At 41.2% G+C, this 17,391-nt stretch carries 15 protein-coding genes and 1 pseudogene; 11 read left to right on the top strand and 5 right to left on the bottom strand.

Annotation, left to right across the window (positions count from 1 at the left end):
• Positions 1 to 70 precede the first annotated feature (70 nt).
• Positions 71 to 862: pseudogene (locus AAEY98_RS18765) on the bottom strand (IS110 family RNA-guided transposase); the annotation flags it as partial.
• A gap of 111 nt (positions 863 to 973) precedes the next feature.
• On the bottom strand, positions 974 to 2,803 hold the full coding sequence (locus tag AAEY98_RS18760; protein ID WP_182744562.1) for an ABC transporter ATP-binding protein: 1,830 nt from the start codon (positions 2,801 to 2,803) through the stop codon (positions 974 to 976).
• Positions 2,804 to 3,026: 223 nt separating this feature from the next.
• Here AAEY98_RS18760 and AAEY98_RS18755 point away from each other — a divergent pair, with 223 nt between their 5' ends.
• From AAEY98_RS18755 to sstT, 6 genes are all read left to right on the top strand, one after another.
• Positions 3,027 to 4,562 (top strand): AlkA N-terminal domain-containing protein, encoded by a 1,536-nt coding sequence (locus tag AAEY98_RS18755; RefSeq protein WP_351018761.1) that lies wholly within the window; start codon positions 3,027 to 3,029, stop codon positions 4,560 to 4,562.
• Between the two features lie 4 nt (positions 4,563 to 4,566).
• Complete coding sequence (locus tag AAEY98_RS18750; RefSeq protein WP_351018758.1) at positions 4,567 to 5,118, top strand: methylated-DNA--[protein]-cysteine S-methyltransferase; 552 nt, start codon at positions 4,567 to 4,569, stop codon at positions 5,116 to 5,118.
• Between the two features lie 72 nt (positions 5,119 to 5,190).
• Entirely contained in the window at positions 5,191 to 6,477 is a 1,287-nt protein-coding gene (locus AAEY98_RS18745; RefSeq protein ID WP_351018755.1) for a DEAD/DEAH box helicase, read from the top strand.
• 11 nt (positions 6,478 to 6,488) lie between these two features.
• The gene (locus AAEY98_RS18740) at positions 6,489 to 6,968 is read left to right on the top strand and encodes a dual specificity protein phosphatase family protein (protein ID WP_101086564.1); all 480 of its coding nucleotides are present in this window, start codon (positions 6,489 to 6,491) and stop codon (positions 6,966 to 6,968) included.
• Between the two features lie 506 nt (positions 6,969 to 7,474).
• Positions 7,475 to 8,368, top strand: a complete 894-nt coding sequence (locus AAEY98_RS18735) for a chemotaxis protein CheV (protein ID WP_162023549.1) — start codon at positions 7,475 to 7,477, stop codon at positions 8,366 to 8,368.
• 500 nt (positions 8,369 to 8,868) lie between these two features.
• Positions 8,869 to 10,101 carry a serine/threonine transporter SstT gene (gene sstT / locus AAEY98_RS18730; protein ID WP_101086565.1) on the top strand — a complete coding sequence of 411 codons (1,233 nt, stop codon included), beginning with the start codon at positions 8,869 to 8,871 and terminating at the stop codon, positions 10,099 to 10,101.
• A gap of 287 nt (positions 10,102 to 10,388) precedes the next feature.
• Here the strand turns inward: sstT and AAEY98_RS18725 are convergent, their stop codons facing one another.
• The 3 genes from AAEY98_RS18725 to AAEY98_RS18715 all read right to left on the bottom strand — a co-directional run bounded on the left by AAEY98_RS18725 (position 10,389) and on the right by AAEY98_RS18715 (position 12,401).
• Entirely contained in the window at positions 10,389 to 11,042 is a 654-nt protein-coding gene (locus AAEY98_RS18725; RefSeq protein WP_101086566.1) for a pseudouridine synthase, read from the bottom strand.
• Between the two features lie 151 nt (positions 11,043 to 11,193).
• Positions 11,194 to 11,775, bottom strand: a complete 582-nt coding sequence (locus AAEY98_RS18720; RefSeq protein WP_351018751.1) for a protein disulfide oxidoreductase — start codon at positions 11,773 to 11,775, stop codon at positions 11,194 to 11,196.
• A gap of 29 nt (positions 11,776 to 11,804) precedes the next feature.
• Complete coding sequence (locus tag AAEY98_RS18715) at positions 11,805 to 12,401, bottom strand: acyl carrier protein phosphodiesterase (RefSeq protein WP_351018748.1); 597 nt, start codon at positions 12,399 to 12,401, stop codon at positions 11,805 to 11,807.
• Positions 12,402 to 12,595: 194 nt separating this feature from the next.
• On the opposite strand from AAEY98_RS18715, the gene AAEY98_RS18710 reads away from it, so the two are divergent.
• The 5 genes from AAEY98_RS18710 (at position 12,596) to secD (ending at position 17,387) form a co-directional block, all read left to right on the top strand.
• Positions 12,596 to 12,784 (top strand): hypothetical protein, encoded by a 189-nt coding sequence (locus tag AAEY98_RS18710; RefSeq protein WP_162023547.1) that lies wholly within the window; start codon positions 12,596 to 12,598, stop codon positions 12,782 to 12,784.
• A gap of 68 nt (positions 12,785 to 12,852) precedes the next feature.
• On the top strand, positions 12,853 to 13,893 hold the full coding sequence (queA, locus tag AAEY98_RS18705) for a tRNA preQ1(34) S-adenosylmethionine ribosyltransferase-isomerase QueA (protein ID WP_101086569.1): 1,041 nt from the start codon (positions 12,853 to 12,855) through the stop codon (positions 13,891 to 13,893).
• Positions 13,894 to 14,035: 142 nt separating this feature from the next.
• A complete protein-coding gene (tgt, locus tag AAEY98_RS18700) occupies positions 14,036 to 15,160 on the top strand; it encodes a tRNA guanosine(34) transglycosylase Tgt (protein WP_011638151.1) in 1,125 nt (374 codons plus the stop codon).
• 25 nt (positions 15,161 to 15,185) lie between these two features.
• Positions 15,186 to 15,518 carry a preprotein translocase subunit YajC gene (gene yajC, locus AAEY98_RS18695; protein WP_011638150.1) on the top strand — a complete coding sequence of 111 codons (333 nt, stop codon included), beginning with the start codon at positions 15,186 to 15,188 and terminating at the stop codon, positions 15,516 to 15,518.
• Positions 15,519 to 15,536: 18 nt separating this feature from the next.
• On the top strand, positions 15,537 to 17,387 hold the full coding sequence (gene secD / locus AAEY98_RS18690) for a protein translocase subunit SecD (protein WP_059744418.1): 1,851 nt from the start codon (positions 15,537 to 15,539) through the stop codon (positions 17,385 to 17,387).
• Positions 17,388 to 17,391 lie beyond the last annotated feature (4 nt).

Raw genomic sequence — 17,391 nt, 5'->3', positions numbered from 1 at the left:
TATAAGACGCCACATCAAAAATATAATGAGTTAAAAAAAGCGGCTTAAAATCTCTCCAGAAATACTTGACCATTACAGTTGACTTCCCTCCCGTTGAATATTGATGAGGGACTAATCCTATCCATGCGGCCATTTGACGGCCATTTTTAAAATGAGTGACATCTGAGGCATCGGCCAAACACTGAGCTGCGGTTAAATCTCCCCCCCCTGGAATCGTCTTTAATAGCTGCGCTAGAACATCTTGCTCGACAAGCTGTTTAAGCTTTTTATCTTGCCCTGCTATACGCTCAATAAGTAGTAAATAATACTAATGATGTTCAATCAATTCTTGCATCAACATGGCTGGAAGCGGTTCGCCGTTATCGGCAAGCCATTGGAATAACACTTTCATTTTGGAATGCCCTCTAGGAAAGCTCATGCCAAACTCGAGTAAAGTTGCACCAATGCGTGACATACACGCTGTCCGCTCTTTAGTATAACTGGACCTAACTCTCTGAATAACGCTGATGACTTGTGAGGTCTCTGTTTTGACACAAACAAAACGCATCGACGGTCTTGTTCATGCTTCTGCTATTGCATCGGCATCAATATAATCATTTTTATTCGTTTTAACGTAAGGTTTAACATATTGGGGAGGAATAAGCTTAACCTTATGACCCAGTGGTTGGCATTTTCTTGCCAACCACTGGGAATCACCACATGATTCTATTGCAATCATTGTTTTAGGTGTTTGTGACAGAAATTGAATGAGCTTTAAACAAGTTAAATGTTTACGAAATTGTTCACGACCAGTGTGATCATGCCCAACAAGATGAAAAGAAGATTTGCCTAAATCGATCCCAACTACTTTAATAATAGACATGATGGCTCGCCTCTTTGATTAGCCTACCCTAAGTATAGCTTAGGGGTGAGGCGGACCATCTAATTAAGCCACTCAAATTTGAGTGGCTAATGCTCATTACTCAACTTTCGATTAATCTAACCCTAAAAATCCGCCAGTTTGATGGGCCCACAGTTGTGCGTATATCCCTTTGGCATTAATCAGTTCTTGATGAGTACCTTGTTCAACAACACAGCCTTTATCCAATACAATGAGTCTATCCATCGCTGCAATCGTTGAGAGTCGATGTGCTATCGCAATCACTGTTTTACCTTCCATCAATTCATACAACGACTCTTGAATCGCTGCTTCGACTTCAGAATCTAATGCTGAAGTGGCTTCATCAAGCAATAGAATTGGCGCATTCTTAAGTAATACTCTTGCAATAGCAATTCGCTGACGTTGTCCACCAGACAGCTTAACGCCGCGCTCACCCACTTGGGCATCAAGCCCTTTGTTACCAAAGGGATCCGTTAAATTGTCAATAAACTCTGCAGCTTGTGCTTGAGTTATCGCCGCTATTAATTTTTCATCACTGGCATGTGGATCACCGTACAGAATGTTTTCACGGATCGAACGATGTAATAACGACGTATCCTGAGTCACCATACCAATATTTGCCCGTAATGAGTCTTGGGTTATATCCGTTATAGGTTGATCATCAATCAATATTTGGCCTTTTTCAACATCATGAAAACGCATCAATAAGTTGACTAAGGTCGATTTTCCTGCACCAGAACGTCCTACAAGACCGACTTTCTCGCCCGCTTTAATATTCAGATTTAGTTGCTCAATGACGCCGGTTTTTTCACCATAATGAAAGCAAACCTGATTGAAGTCTATTTTACCGTGGTCAACAACAATGTCTTTTGCATCGATTTTATCTTGGATAGCAATGGGTTTTGATAAGGTATTCATACCATCGGTAACGGTACCAATATTTTCAAATAGCGAACTGATTTCCCACATAATCCATTGTGACATGCCATTCAAGCGTAACGCTAAACTCACCGCAATCGCAATGGCACCAACCGTAATCGCATTGTCTGCCCATAACCAAATAGATACAGCCGCAATGGTGAACGCTAATATGTAATTAATGATTTGTACTAAAACATTAATGACCGTTACCAGACGCATTTGGCCATAAACGGTTTTTAAGAAACGCGTCATACTATCTTGGGCGTAGTCAGCTTCTTGAGTCGTATGCGAGAACAGCTTTACGGTTGATATGTTGGTATAACTATCGACAATACGGCCGGTCATTGTTGAACGAGCATCGGCTTGTTCTGTCGATATTGCTTTCAGCTTTGGAACGAGTTTCCATTGAATCAACACATAAGCCGCTAACCAAACGAGCATGGGTAACATTAAACGAACGTCAGCAGTGGCAATCATGACCAACATCGAGGTGAAATACACCAAAATGTACATCAGTACATCCAGTAGTTTCATGACCGTTTCACGTACAGCAAGCGAAGTTTGCATTACCTTTGTGGCGATTCGTCCTGCAAAATCATCTTGATAAAATGAAATACTCTGCTTGAGTAAATAGCGATGTGCTTGCCAACGAATAGCCATGGGGTAGTTACCTAAAAGCGTTTGGTGCACGATAGAAGCATGCAACCAGACAACCAGCGGGATGACGACTAAGACAATTACTGACATGGTAATTAACGTTGTGCTTTCATCTTGCCACAACGTTTGCGGATTTTTGGTGACCAACCAATCTACCAGTTGCCCCATAAAACCAAACAATGACACTTCCAACATTGCCATTATGGCTGTCAGTACTGACATGATAATTAAAGGTAAACCAAACCCGCGGGTATAATGACGACAAAATGCGTACAAAGTATTGGGTGGCTGAGTCGGTTCTTCTTGTGGTAAAGCTTGGGTCAATGATTCAAAAAATTTAAACATCTAATGCTCTAACTTAATGGTGAAAATTCTGCTGACTAGGATAACGCAAAAAGACCAAATGTAATGGGTTAAATTGTTACCATATACGAAACGATTGGGTTCCGTTTTCCGCTAGTCGTGGTTGTTGTATTTCGGTAAAGTAATCTCTTAAATACGCAGTGCAGAATAAATAGTTCAGTTTTACGATTGAACATCTTGAAGATGATAGAGGCTAAATAGACTAATGGTCCAGATTAACAGTGATTGTAGTATTGCAGCACAGATCTGCCAGCAAGCAAGGCTTAGTCGTGATGCTCGCTTTGATGGCCAATTTTTTACCGGAGTTCTCACTACTGGTATTTTTTGCCGAACAATTTGTCCCGCTCCTGCGCCCTATGAAAAAAATGTCCGTTATTTTGATTCTGCGATAAAAGCGGCTAATGCTGGACTTAGGCCTTGTCTTCGGTGTCGCCCTGATAGTGCACCGAGTTCATTTGCGTGGTTAGGTACTCAAACAACGTTAATGCGTGCTATCACGTTAATCGAACAAGGCTTTTTAAATGGTGAAGATGCAGGAACGATCGTCAAGTTGGCTGATAAATTAGGTATTACCAGTCGGTATTTAAATAAACTCTTTAACCAAGGTTTGGGGACTTCACCTAAACGTTTTGCGTTATATCAGCAGTTGATGTTTGCTAAGCAGCTATTACACCAAACTCAATTATCAATGACAGACATCGCCATGGCAGCTGGTTTTAATAGCATCAGGCGCTTTAATGAAATTTTTAAACAAGAACTACTATTAACACCGAGTGATTTACGCCGAAAGAGCCGACGTTCAACTGATGAAACTCATCCTTATAAAAAAAACCAAGTGAGTATTAACATTAAACCAATAACATTAGCATTATCTTACCGGCCACCCCTAAATTGGGCGAAGATGTTGGCTTTTTATGCCTTTCGTCAAGTTGATAATATGGAGGTCATTGATGATATTTCGGGACGTTATGGCCGAACCTTCTCATTTAATGGTGTAGAAGGCGTTTTTTACATTTCACTGAATGCCGATAAACCTCAACTTGATGTGAGTATTTACTTAGCCGATGCCAATGATATTAAATCCTTGCATTATATTACTCTGCAATTACGGCGTATGTTTGATTTAGATGCTGACATGGCGATAATCCAGCAGGCATTATCTCCTATCATAGAATTAGGCGCCAAAATTGATAGTGGTTTGCGTATTCCCGCGGCAGGTAGTGTATTTGAGGCCGCTTGCCGTGCCGTATTAGGGCAACAAGTGAGTGTGGTGCAAGCCACTAAACTATTAAATTTATTGGTTGAATCTTATGGTGAAACGCTGTTCATCGATGGTAAGACTTGGCGGTTATTTCCGACGGCACAAGCTATTGCTAGCGCTTCATTAGATGAACTTAACATGCCAGGTGCTCGAAAATTAGCATTAAATGCCTTGGGGCAATTTGTGCATCAGCATGCTGACTCAACACCTGACGATTGGTTGTCTGTAAAAGGTATCGGCCCATGGACTGTTGCTTATGCAAATATGCGAGGTTTGAGTGATCCTGATGTGTTTTTGAGTTCTGATTTAGTCATCAAAAATCGTCTTCATGCATTATATGAGCAATCGGGTAAACCCATTGAAACCCCTAAATCGTACTTAAGCATTGCTGCCGACATTGCAAAACAAGCATCACCTTGGGGCAGCTACTTAATCTTCCAGCTTTGGGATAACGATCCTGTCGCTGCAAAAAACGGATAATATTATGACCCATTTTACTTCGCCGAAGTGTCATGCTTTAGTCACAAGTCCTGTTGGTCTACTCTCGCTTAAAGCATCTGAGTATGGATTAACCCATCTACAGGTTGAAGATCTTGCCCAAACGAGCTTGCTCGTAGAGATTCAACCTCAGTTTATACTCCAACAAAGCAATACTGAGACTACTCAAGATTTATTGATACAAGCCCAACAACACATTGATACAACAGTCATTCAATTAACAGAGTACTTCGCTAATCAAAGGCAGCATTTCAGTGTTCCACTAGCGCCTAAAGGTACCGTGTTTCAACATGAGGTTTGGCATGCTCTGAGTCAATTAACATTCGGCCATCGCTGCAGTTACAGTGATATCGCTAATACTATTGGGCGACCTAAAGCTGTCAGAGCGGTCGGGGCTGCAAATGGTGCAAACCCAATAGCCATTATCGTTCCTTGTCATCGGGTGATAGGCAAAGGCGGTAAGTTAACCGGTTATGCTTATGGGCTCGATATGAAGCAGTGGCTACTAGACTTAGAAGGGATTGAAGAAATTAACTAATTTATCTGACTGCTGTGCCAAAGTACGTTAAAATGTGCGATTGATATCCATTATTTTGAGCGCATTTGATACATGACCCAAGCTTCTTTAGCTACGACTTTCGCTGAATTTGGCCTGCATACTCCATTGTTGGCCAGATTAGCTGAGCTTAAATACCTGCAGCCTACACCAATCCAAGCAGAAACCATTCCTAGCACACTAACAGGTAAAGACTTACTGGCAGGTGCCAATACCGGCTCAGGTAAAACAGCGGCTTTTGCATTGCCGATTTTACATCAATTGGTGAGTCGTTGGGCAACAACATCTGCCAAAGGTAATTTTGTCAGTGCGTTAGTCTTGGTTCCAACGCGAGAACTCGCTAAGCAAGTTGCCGACAGCTTTAAATCCTATGCGGTTCATTTAAATGGCGACATTAAAGTGGTTGCTGCATTTGGCGGTGTATCTGTTAATACTCAGATGTTAGCATTGCGTGGTGGTGCCGATGTGGTGGTCGCGACGCCAGGTCGTTTACTCGATTTAGTATCGTCAAATGCACTAAAGTTGTCCCAAGTGACAACGTTAGTACTTGATGAAGCTGACCGAATGTTAAGCCTTGGTTTTACTGAAGAATTGACTCAAGTACTCAATTTACTTCCTAAGCAAAAACAAACGTTATTGTTTTCAGCTACTTTTCCAGATGAAGTACGCCAACTAACGCAAGCGCTGCTCGTTAATCCGCTTGAGATACAATTACAAAGCGCTGAAGCGAGTACATTAGTACAACGGGTAATGACGGTTAATCGTGAAAAAAAGACCGCATTACTTGCGCACTTGCTACAACAACATCAATGGCGCCAAGTATTGATTTTTGTTAATGCCAAAAATAGTTGCAATCATTTAGCTCAAAAACTGGCTAAACGTGGTATCACTGCAGAAGTGTTTCACGGTGATAAAGCCCAAGGCGCGAGAAGTCGTGTATTGGAAGGTTTTAAAGCAGGAGATATTCAAGTGCTCATAGCGACTGACATTGCTGCTCGTGGCCTTGATATTGAAAAATTACCAGTGGTAATAAATTTTGACTTACCGCGCAGTCCAGCAGATTATATGCATCGAATTGGTCGCAGCGGACGTGCGGGAGAGGTCGGTTTAGCGTTGACCTTGTTGTCGCATGATGAGTATCATCACTTCTCTGTTATCGAGAAAAAGAATCAAATTCGCCTTGAACGTGAACAAGTTAACGGATTTGAGGCTGATGATGTAGTGCCTGAAAGCGTACTGGAACAACCTAAGCCAATGGCGAAGCCAGAAGGTAGCGGTAAGAAAAAACGTAAAAAGTTGTCCTCAGTTAATGTTGATATTTGGGCTAAAAAACCAGATTAGTAGTAGGTAATATGAAACATATTTTTTGGTTAGTTGATGGACAAGTTGCAGGCCGTAGCGGTCCAAACAAAGATGCGTGGGACTTAGCTGAGTTAAAGCAAGCCGGTTTCGGTGCAATTGCATCCTTAAATAATGGTGAAGGTTGCGATATCGACGCTATGGCTGAATTAGGTCTTCGTCATAAAGTATTTAATTTACCTGATAATATTCCACCTAAGCCGCATGATTTAGCTATTTGTGCTGAAATACTCCCCCAGGTATTAACATTTATTCGTGAATGTGAAACTGATCAGTTACCCGTGTTACTTCATTGTCGCTCTGGGATCAATCGTACAGAAATGGTGATGGCTTATTATATGATGGAGAACGGTGCAGCGCCTTTGCATGCGGTTAGTCAAGTTCGTAATGCCAGTGGCTTAGCGTTCGATGCTGAGGGGTGGGATCAATTTGTTTATGATGTGCTTTACGAGCTGCAATCTGCTTCGAACTGATTAATGTCAATTTAAAGCATCATAATAATGAGGGAAACAACGATAATTAAATCAGTGGCTGATTTAATTATCGTTGTTTCCCTTTGTTGTTTTTATTAGGCTATATTCGGTGCTAACTTGCACTCTGTTCTAGCTTATATGTGTATATTGCCGATTAAGTTTTTTCCCGGCTTTGATAAATTACATAAGAAAGGTTCACAACAATTCAATCGTTGATCTTTTTTGCACGACATATCGACAACTTGTTGCGGAAATAGTACTAATGTAGTTTGCTATTTCTGGTTATCAACCAAAGTCTCCGCCTCAAATACTCATTATTTATAGAACCGTAATTGTATCGTAATGATTTATCTAGTTGGCTATTATCGGATGAATAGCTAATTTTGTGATTTGTAATGATCTTTGCAGATAAAATAGGCCACTTAAGCTAGTCTAAAGACTGACGATAAATGCTATAGTGAAGTAGATTTCAGTCTTCAGATGAAGGGGTAATGATGAGTCCGAAAATGAGCAAAGCGAATCAATCGCAGGGTTTATTGCTTTTTAAATTAAATCAAACACAAGTGTTTGCTTTAGGTACTTTAAAAATTCGTGAACTCGTGCCGTTTACTCCTTTAACTAAAATCCCACACTCTCACTCGGCTATTCTTGGTGCAGCAACCATTCGGGGTATGACTATTCCGATTATCGATATGGCTGCAGGTATTGGCTATAGACCCGTTACCGAAGCAGAGCTTAAAGATAGCTATATCATCATTACTGATTGTCAGAGAATGGTGATAGGTTTTCTTGTGCGCTCAATCGATAAAATCATTGAATGTAATTGGCGTAATATCGAAGCACCTTCAGGTAACTTAGGCAAAAATGCCTTTTTAACAGGTGTAACCCGTTTTAATGATCAGCTGGTTCAGTTATTAGATGTCGAGTTATTACTGTCGAAAATATTTCCGGATGATCCGATTAATAATCGAGCGATATTAACCGATGTACAACGTGAGAAATTAACACCGTTACGTATTTTACTGGTGGATGACTCAAAAGTTGCCCGTAAACAATTATCTGATGCATTAGACTCTATTAACATTGCTTATCAGGTGACGGCAGATGGTCGCGACGCTCTGCAGATGATGCAACAAGCCGCGGAAGAACGAAAGCCTATTGATTTACTGGTGAGTGATATTGAAATGCCAGGACTTGATGGATACGAATTAGCCTTTGAGGTTAAAAATAATCCAGCAATTGAACATGCGTACATTATTTTACATACGTCATTATCCAGCGAAATCAGTGTCAGCCAAGCCAAACAAGTCGGAGCCAATGAGGCGTTAACTAAGTTTGATGCTAAAGAGTTGATTGAAGCGATGCTTAGAGGTGCTCAAGCATTGCAGCCTGCTGGATGATTGTCATTGTTTTATTTTTGGTATTTTCAGCCTGTAACATGGTTAACAATTTAACAGCAAGTAACCTGTAACCGTCAAATTAGTGCTCTCTTTATGACCGATGATTGAATTTTTTTACTCATTTGGTATCAACACTAGACTTATTACATGGCATCCTGATATATAGCTACAAGGCTTTTATAGTGTTCAGTATATTCGCTGGGCACAAGGTAATGCTTAACTTTAATGAGGGAGTGCTATCCCTGAAAACGGATTGATTGAAGTGTGCTAATTGAGTGTGGTGAGTTAATCTCCCTCAATGAGTAAGATAGTAGGGTGTTTTCAGTAATAGCATTGATATTATCGAGATGTCATGACTATCGTAACCTAAGTATTATATCGCTGTAAGTTGCAAGGTGATGAATACGTGGATACGACGAGTATTATGATGTTTCCTTTTCTAAAGATAAGCAAAACCTTGATCATAAAAAGTCATAAATATAATAATCATAGGTTAAGCAATGAATCAAAAAACATCACTGTTAGCTCGTATCGCTAACGGTAGCCTCGTGCTACAAATCATCAGCGGAATCATTTTGGGCGTGATTCTGGCAAGTATTTCAACCACAGGTGCCAATAATGTGGCTTTTTTGGGCTCACTTTTTGTGGGTGCTTTAAAAGCCATTGCGCCAATACTGGTTTTTGTTTTGGTTGCATCATCGATTGCCAATCAAAAGAAAAATAGTCAAACCAATATGCGTCCTATCATTGGGCTATATCTTTTCGGAACGTTTGCAGCGGCATTAACAGCAGTATTATTCAGTTTTGCTTTTCCAACGACTTTACTACTAACAGCCGGGATAGAGGGCTCAAATCCTCCTCAGGGGATTAGCGAAGTAATCAATACCTTATTGTTCAAAGTTGTTGATAATCCGGTGAACGCATTATTAACGGGCAATTACATCGGTATTTTGGTGTGGGGGGCAGGCCTTGGGATAACCATGCATCATGCCAGCGACAGTACTAAGCAAATGCTCTCTGATGTCAGTGATGCGGTGTCAAATATAGTCCGCTTTGTCATTCGTTTAGCACCAATTGGTATTTTTGGTTTAGTTGCGGCTACATTTGCTGAAACAGGTTTCGACGCTCTTGCGGGTTACGGCCAATTATTGATGGTACTTGTGGGATCCATGTTATTCATTGCTTTGGTGATTAACCCTATTATCGTTTATGTCAAAATTAAACGTAACCCATATCCATTAGTATTTAAATGTTTACGTGAAAGTGGTGTGACAGCCTTTTTCACCCGTTCAAGTGCGGCCAATATTCCGGTCAACATGGCATTGTGTGAAGAGCTAAAATTGCATAAAGACACCTATTCTGTGTCTATTCCATTAGGTGCCACCATTAATATGGGCGGTGCTGCGATTACCATTACGGTATTAACATTAGCAGCAGCTCATACTTTGGGTATTCAAGTGGACTTTATGACAGCTCTGTTATTGAGCGTGATAGCGTCCGTTTCTGCTTGTGGTGCTTCAGGTGTTGCCGGTGGTTCACTATTATTAATCCCATTAGCGTGTAGTTTGTTTGGCATTTCTAATGATGTTGCTATGCAAGTTGTGGCAGTTGGTTTTATTATTGGTGTGATTCAAGACTCAGCTGAAACTGCATTAAATAGCTCTACAGATGTGATCTTTACTGCTGCAGCATGTGAAGCTGCTGAAGCGAAAGAGACAGCTCAAGCGCGTTAATATCGTGAAAAAGTCCTTATTGATAAATGCCGACGCGATAGCGTCGGCATTTTTTTGTTTGAATGGCCAAGGTAACCTGATGTGAAGATAACAAACGCCTCTCAAACAGTTCCTTGTCTTGATACCTGCGTTATGCTTTACACAAGAAGACTTGCAATAGGCTAGATATTGACGCGTCGATTCGTCTTGTTACTAAGACAAATAATAATATTGAGAAGGATTAATCGCTAAGCTTTTAATCCTTCTGACTACATTCTCATCTCTTATCCCAAGCTCTGGTTAAGATATTAAAATGGATGCTGACTAAAAAACGTCATCTCGACTTGGCTATAAGGATGGGTAATTGTGAGCGATTGCGCATGCAGGTTTAACCGTTTACTGGCACTAATTGTTTCGGTATCGCCATAAAACTCATCGCCTAAAATGGCATGGCCAAGCGCCAACATATGAACCCTAAGCTGATGAGTGCGGCCAGTATGAGGTTTAAGTTCCATCAGCGTTGACTGCGTCCTATGTTCAAGTACCTGGAAGTAGGTTAACGCAGCTTTGCCTGAATCTGTAAGCATTTGGAATGGTGGTGAATCAGGATTAGGTCCTAGGGCAAAGTTCACTTTACCTTGTTGTTCACCCACGTGGCCAATCACTTCAGCAATGTACACTTTTTTGGCCTGGCGATTTTGAAACTGAATTTTTAAATGTGATTCCGCTTTTTTAGTACGAGCAAAAATCATGATCCCAGAAGTATCACAATCTAAACGATGGATCAAAATCGCTTCAGGATAGCATCGTTGCAAACGGGTTATGGCCGTATCGTGTGTGTCAGGTGAACGCCCTGGATTTGATAATAGGCCTGAAGGCTTATTGATGACGATAATGTCACGGTCTTTATAGCGTATGTCCAACCACGGAATTGAGGGTGGTTGATAAGTAAAGATGTGCATTATAAAGTGTCTCTCTAATTGTGTCTGATTCAGGTATTGATGTGGCGAAACGTTAATCTCGCGAGTACTCATGTTGCGGATACTAACAAAGTTTTACTGATAACCAAAAACCAATTATTCGACTGAATAATGCTGTTTGGTTATGGCGGCTTTACCAGGTCGCTAACCATAACCGTAATGACATTCCCCAACTGCTTGTTACGCCAGAGGTAACAAAGCGAATATTGTTTTCAGTATCAACGATATAAATAGCAGGCAATGCCATGGCGCCCCATTGTTGGCTTAATAACATTGTTTGATGCTGATTGATGACATCAAAATGATAATGATGATGTTGCATAAAGGTGCTGATGTCGTCGTCAGAACCTGAAGCTACTGCAATGGAAACAACCTGATAATTTGGATTAAGATTAACCGAGTTCACCATAGGAGAGGTCACTTTACACACCGGACACCAAGTGCCCCAAAAATAGACCAAGGTGGGTTTATTTTGGGTACTGTTCTCTCTGATATGCTGCTGGGCGTCAATTGATGCTGAAGTAAATAATGATATTGGTTTATTGGCGATAGTATATGCGTTAATTGGCATCGCTATGCCTGTTCGCATATCTCGCTGTAGATAACTCGCGATAGCGAACAACACCACCGCAATAACGATTATATCGCGTAGACTCGTTAGCCAAAACCGTTTGGTTTTGAGTGTGTATTTTAGATTAAGTAACCATGACGGCATACGACATTAATTCCTATAAATACCCTGTACTAAGGTAAATATGCTGCCGGAGTCTTACGACTATAAAGCCTGCTATAGGCCATTAACTGTGGATAAAAGGTTCTAAATGCAATCTCGATATCAATATAAATCTTATCGATATCGTTAATGGCATGGTCAAAAAGTTCTGGTTTTGATAAACGACGACTGACGCCTTTAATCGCTTGATCTAATCCTTGCCTTGTTTGGTAACTACTTAGCCAATCTTGCTGGATAATTTGTGGCGCAATGGCCTGTAACGTCGGAGGTAGTTCAAGTGTAGTACTAAGCTGGTGGTATGCTTTTTGGCAAAATTCATCTAATGGCTGATGATGATACTCTTCCCAATAAAATGCTAAGTAATGATCAAATACTAAGTCTACTAATATCGGTGCAACACGACGTGAGGTTTTAGGAAACAGCTTGAGCAGGTCGATAATAATTTCATGACTATCAGTAATTTGGTCTATTTGTCGATGAAGCCATATCCCTTGTTGCAGATGTTTTGGATGTTGCTCTATGTTACCTTTCGCGAAATCACCCGACAAATTAGCTACTAGGTGAGTATCGCTGATGTCGGCTAAATGTAAGTGAGCTAAAAAGTTCATAAATTGTACTTCTAATTTTATTATTTTACAGTATGATACAAGCCGTTTGTAACAAAGCGTTACAAAGTGGCGAGTGAGTGGTGTTAATCATAACGTTTTATAGATAAATGTCATGGAGTATTGAGCTTCGTATCATTGTGATGCGTATATGTAACTGCTTTTTAAAGGTTATAGGATTAATTTAGGGATCAAGGATGATGAAAGACTGGATTAAAAAGTTATTGGGTAAGCCAGCTGCACCAAAAAGAAATAAAGTACACATCGACATGCGTTATGAAGAACATTCATATAAATCGGACCAAACCTTTGACTCTGCCAAGTCAGATACTATTGAATTGGACGATATCGACACCGAGTCGATAGAACAAAAGCCGACAAAATAATCACCAAACTTGATCTTAACCCGCAGTCGCCATAGACTAGCGGCCGTTTTTACTGTTGAGATCATACTATGCGTGTTGCAGATTTTTCATTCGACCTACCTGATGAGCTGATTGCTCGCTATCCGACAGCACAACGCAATGCTTCGCGTTTACTCACATTAAGTGGCGAAAACGGTGAGCTTGCCGACAAAAAGTTTACTGATTTATTCAATCTGATCAATCCTGGAGACTTGATGGTGTTTAATAACACCCGAGTCATACCTGCGCGTTTATTTGGTCAAAAGTCGACTGGCGGTAAGCTTGAGATTCTCGTTGAACGTATGCTCGACGATAAACGTATTCTAGCCCATGTTCGCAGTTCAAAATCGCCTAAAGTGGATACGATTATCGACTTAGACGGCGGCTACCAAATGAAAATGTTGGTTCGTCACGATGCTTTGTTTGAGCTTGAGTTACTGTCCGATAAAACCATATTAGAAGTCCTTGAAGACGTTGGCCATATGCCACTGCCTCCTTACATTGATCGTCCAGATGAAGATGCTGATAAAGAACGTTATCAAACAGTGTACAACCAAACGCCAGGCGCAGTAGCAGCACCTACAGCAGGCTTACACTTTGATGATGCCATGCTAGCCGATTTAAAAGCCAAAGGGGTTAATATTGCCTTTGTTACTTTGCATGTCGGTGCCGGTACATTCCAGCCTGTACGAGTAGATAATGTGCTTGAGCACAAGATGCATTCAGAATGGGCTAATGTGCCACAAGAGGTTGTTGACCTAATTGCGCTTACTAAAGCGGCTGGAAATCGTGTTGTTGCCGTCGGCACAACCTCAGTGCGTTCATTAGAAAGCGCAGCACGCGCGAGTGGAGAAGGTCCGCTTGAAGCCTTTAGTGGTGATACCGATATCTTTATTTACCCAGGTTTTCAATTTAAAGTTGTTGATGCCATGGTCACTAATTTTCATTTACCAGAATCAACATTAATCATGCTGTTGAGTGCTTTTGCAGGTTATGAAGCGGTCATGAAGGCTTATCAACATGCTATTACGCAAAAATATCGCTTTTTTAGCTATGGCGATGCGATGTTTGTGACGAAAAAAGCCCCGTAGGCAATGAATTTGATTTAAAATACTCGCCCACAATAGTGGGCGTTTTTTTGATTTAATGTGTCAGTAACCTTGAAGCATTAAAATTTGCCCTCATTACTATAGAAACTAAACGAGTCAGACTGTTTATCTGGCAAGGTGATTTATGAAATTTGAATTAGATACAACTGATGGTCGTGCACGTCGCGGACGTCTTATTTTTGATCGTGGCACTGTAGAAACACCAGCATTTATGCCTGTTGGAACTTACGGTACGGTAAAAGGTATGACGCCTGAAGAAGTGCGCGCTACTGGAGCCGACATTTTATTGGGCAACACCTTCCATTTATGGTTACGTCCTGGCGAAGAGATCATGCGTAAACACGGTGATTTGCACGATTTTATGAATTGGCAACGCCCTATTCTAACGGACTCGGGTGGATTCCAAGTGTTTAGTTTAGGTGACATTCGTAAAATTACTGAAGAGGGTGTGCATTTCCGTTCACCGATCAATGGTGAAAAGATTTTCTTAGACCCAGAAAAATCAATGCAAATTCAGGATTCTTTAGGATCTGACGTGGTGATGATTTTTGATGAATGTACACCGTATCCAGCGACACATGACGAAGCACGTAAGTCGATGCAAATGTCACTGCGTTGGGCTAAGCGCTCACGTGATGAGTTTGACCGTTTAGAAAACCCAAACTCTTTGTTTGGCATTATTCAAGGTGGCGTATTTGAAGATTTACGTGACGAGAGTGTAAAGGGTCTTTTAGACATAGGTTTTGATGGTTATGCCGTAGGTGGTTTAGCTGTTGGCGAGCCTAAAGCAGACATGCACCGTATTTTAGAGCATGTTTGTCCGCAAATTCCTGCTGACAAGCCGCGCTATTTAATGGGCGTAGGCAAACCTGAAGATTTAGTCGAAGGTGTTCGTCGTGGTGTGGATATGTTTGACTGTGTAATGCCAACACGTAATGCCCGTAATGGCCATTTATTTACCAGTGAAGGTGTCATTAAAATTCGTAATGCACGTCACCGTGATGACACAGCAACATTAGATCCTAAGTGTGATTGTTACACTTGTAAAAACTATTCACGTGCTTATTTATACCATTTAGATCGTTGTAATGAAATTCTAGGTGCGCGTTTAAACACCATCCATAATTTACGTTATTACCAAATGTTGATGGAAGGTTTGCGCGGCGCAATTGAGACAGGTACATTAGACGCCTTTGTTAAGGAGTTCTATACCAGTTTTGGTCGTGAAGTACCTGAGTTAATCGTTTAATTTTAGCTAATAAGAAGAGAGAACTATGTTTATTTCAAATGCATATGCAAGCCCAATCAGTGGTGTAGCCGGTGGCGAAACCATGCAGTTAATTTTCATGCTAGTCATGTTTGGATTAATCTTTTACTTCATGATTTTCCGTCCACAGTCAAAGCGTGTAAAAGAGCACAAAAACCTAATGGCGTCAATTTCAAAAGGTGATGAAGTGTTAACCAGTGGTGGCATTCTCGGTAAAGTGACCAAAATCGGTGAAGAAAGTGATTATGTGTTATTAGCGATTAATGATAACAACCAAATCACGATTAAAAAGGATTACATCGCAGCGGTATTGCCTAAAGGTTCTATCCAGTCGTTATAAAGCCAAGAGGGCTATGGTGTGTTAAATAAATACCCAATGTGGAAAAACATCATGGTGATGCTTGTCATCGCCATTGGTAGTTTTTATGCAATACCAAATTTGTTTGGTGAAGATCATGCAGTGCAGATTGTCGCAACTCGCGGCGCAGAAGTGACTGCATCGACACAAACGACTGTGGTTGATTTATTAGATAGTCAGGGTATTGCCGTAAAGCGTGCCGAGCTTGAAAATGGTCAGTTATTGGTCCGAGTGCAAAATCCTGAGCAGCAGTTGGTGGCTAAAGAAGCTATCGCTGAGCTGCTTGGTCAGAAATATACCGTTGCGTTAAACTTAGCTCCGGCAACCCCTGAATGGCTTGAAGCTGTTGGTGGGTCGCCGATGAAATTAGGTTTAGATTTACGTGGTGGTGTTCACTTCTTAATGGAAGTGGATATGGGCGAAGCTATTCGTAAAATGGAAGAAGCTAAGATAGCTGATTTCCGTAGCCAGCTTCGTGAAGAAAAAATTCGTTATGCTGGTATTCGTAAAACCCCTAAAGGAATTGCGATTAAGTTTCGAGATGCTGAAACTGTTGACCAAGCTGAGACTTATTTAAAAACTCGCAGCAATGACATGACCTATACCGACGCGAGTAGCGGTAATGAGTTTATGCTTCTTGCTACCATGAGTGATGCTTACCTTAAGCAAATTAAGGAAGAAGCATTACAGCAAAACATTACCACTATTCGTAACCGTGTTAACGAGTTGGGTGTTGCTGAGCCTGTAGTACAACGTCAAGGCGCTGAGCGCATTATTGTTGAACTGCCTGGTGTACAAGACACAGCTCGTGCAAAAGAAATTTTAGGTGCTACGGCATCGATTGAATTTCGTATGGTTGACGATAAAGCCGACGTAAGTGCAGCAGCAAATGGTCGTGTTCCAGCAGGTGCAGAAGTGTACCAACGCCGTGAAGGCGGGATTGCCGTATTGAAAAAAGAAGTGATGCTAACGGGTGATCATATCACTGGTGCACAACCTACTTTTGATGAATACAGCCGTCCACAGGTAGCGATTAATCTTGACGCGAAAGGCGGCTCGATTTTCTCTAACGTCACCAAAGATAATATCGGTAAACCAATGGCAACATTGTTTATCGAATATAAAGACAGTGGTACACGTAATCCTGATGGCACAGTGAAAATGACTCGTATTGAAGAGGTTATTTCAGTTGCGACGATTCAGGCTCGTTTAGGTCGTAATTTTGTCATTACCGGTCTTGAGCATACTGAAGCACAAAGCCTAGCGTTATTATTACGTGCAGGAGCGTTGATCGCGCCAGTGACCATTGTGGAAGAAAGAACTATTGGCCCAAGCTTAGGTGCTGAAAACATCCAAAACGGTGTTCAAGCGATGATTTGGGGCATGGTTGTTGTTCTTGTATTTATGATGGTTTACTACCGTGCATTTGGTTTTATTGCCAACCTTGCATTGATGGCAAACTTAATTATGGTTGTTGGTGTGATGTCTATGATCCCAGGTGCGGTATTAACCTTGCCAGGTATTGCGGGCATGGTATTAACGGTGGGCATGGCGGTTGACGGTAACGTACTTATTTTTGAACGTATCCGTGAAGAACTTCTTGGCGGTCGCAGCGTACAACAAGCTATCCATGAAGGTTATGGTAATGCTTTTTCAACCATTGCAGATGCTAACATCACCACTTTTATGACCGCGTTAATCTTGTTTGCTGTCGGTACCGGTGCGGTTAAAGGCTTTGCTGTTACCTTAATGATAGGTATCGCGACTTCGATGTTTACAGCCATAGTTGGCACACGCTCAATCGTGAATGCGGTTTGGGGTGGTAAGCGCGTTAAGTCATTGTCTATCTAAGGGA

The organism is Shewanella sp. AC91-MNA-CIBAN-0169, assembly GCF_040310165.1.
Taxonomy (GTDB): domain Bacteria; phylum Pseudomonadota; class Gammaproteobacteria; order Enterobacterales; family Shewanellaceae; genus Shewanella.
This window is presented reverse-complemented; position numbering and strand designations above follow the sequence as displayed.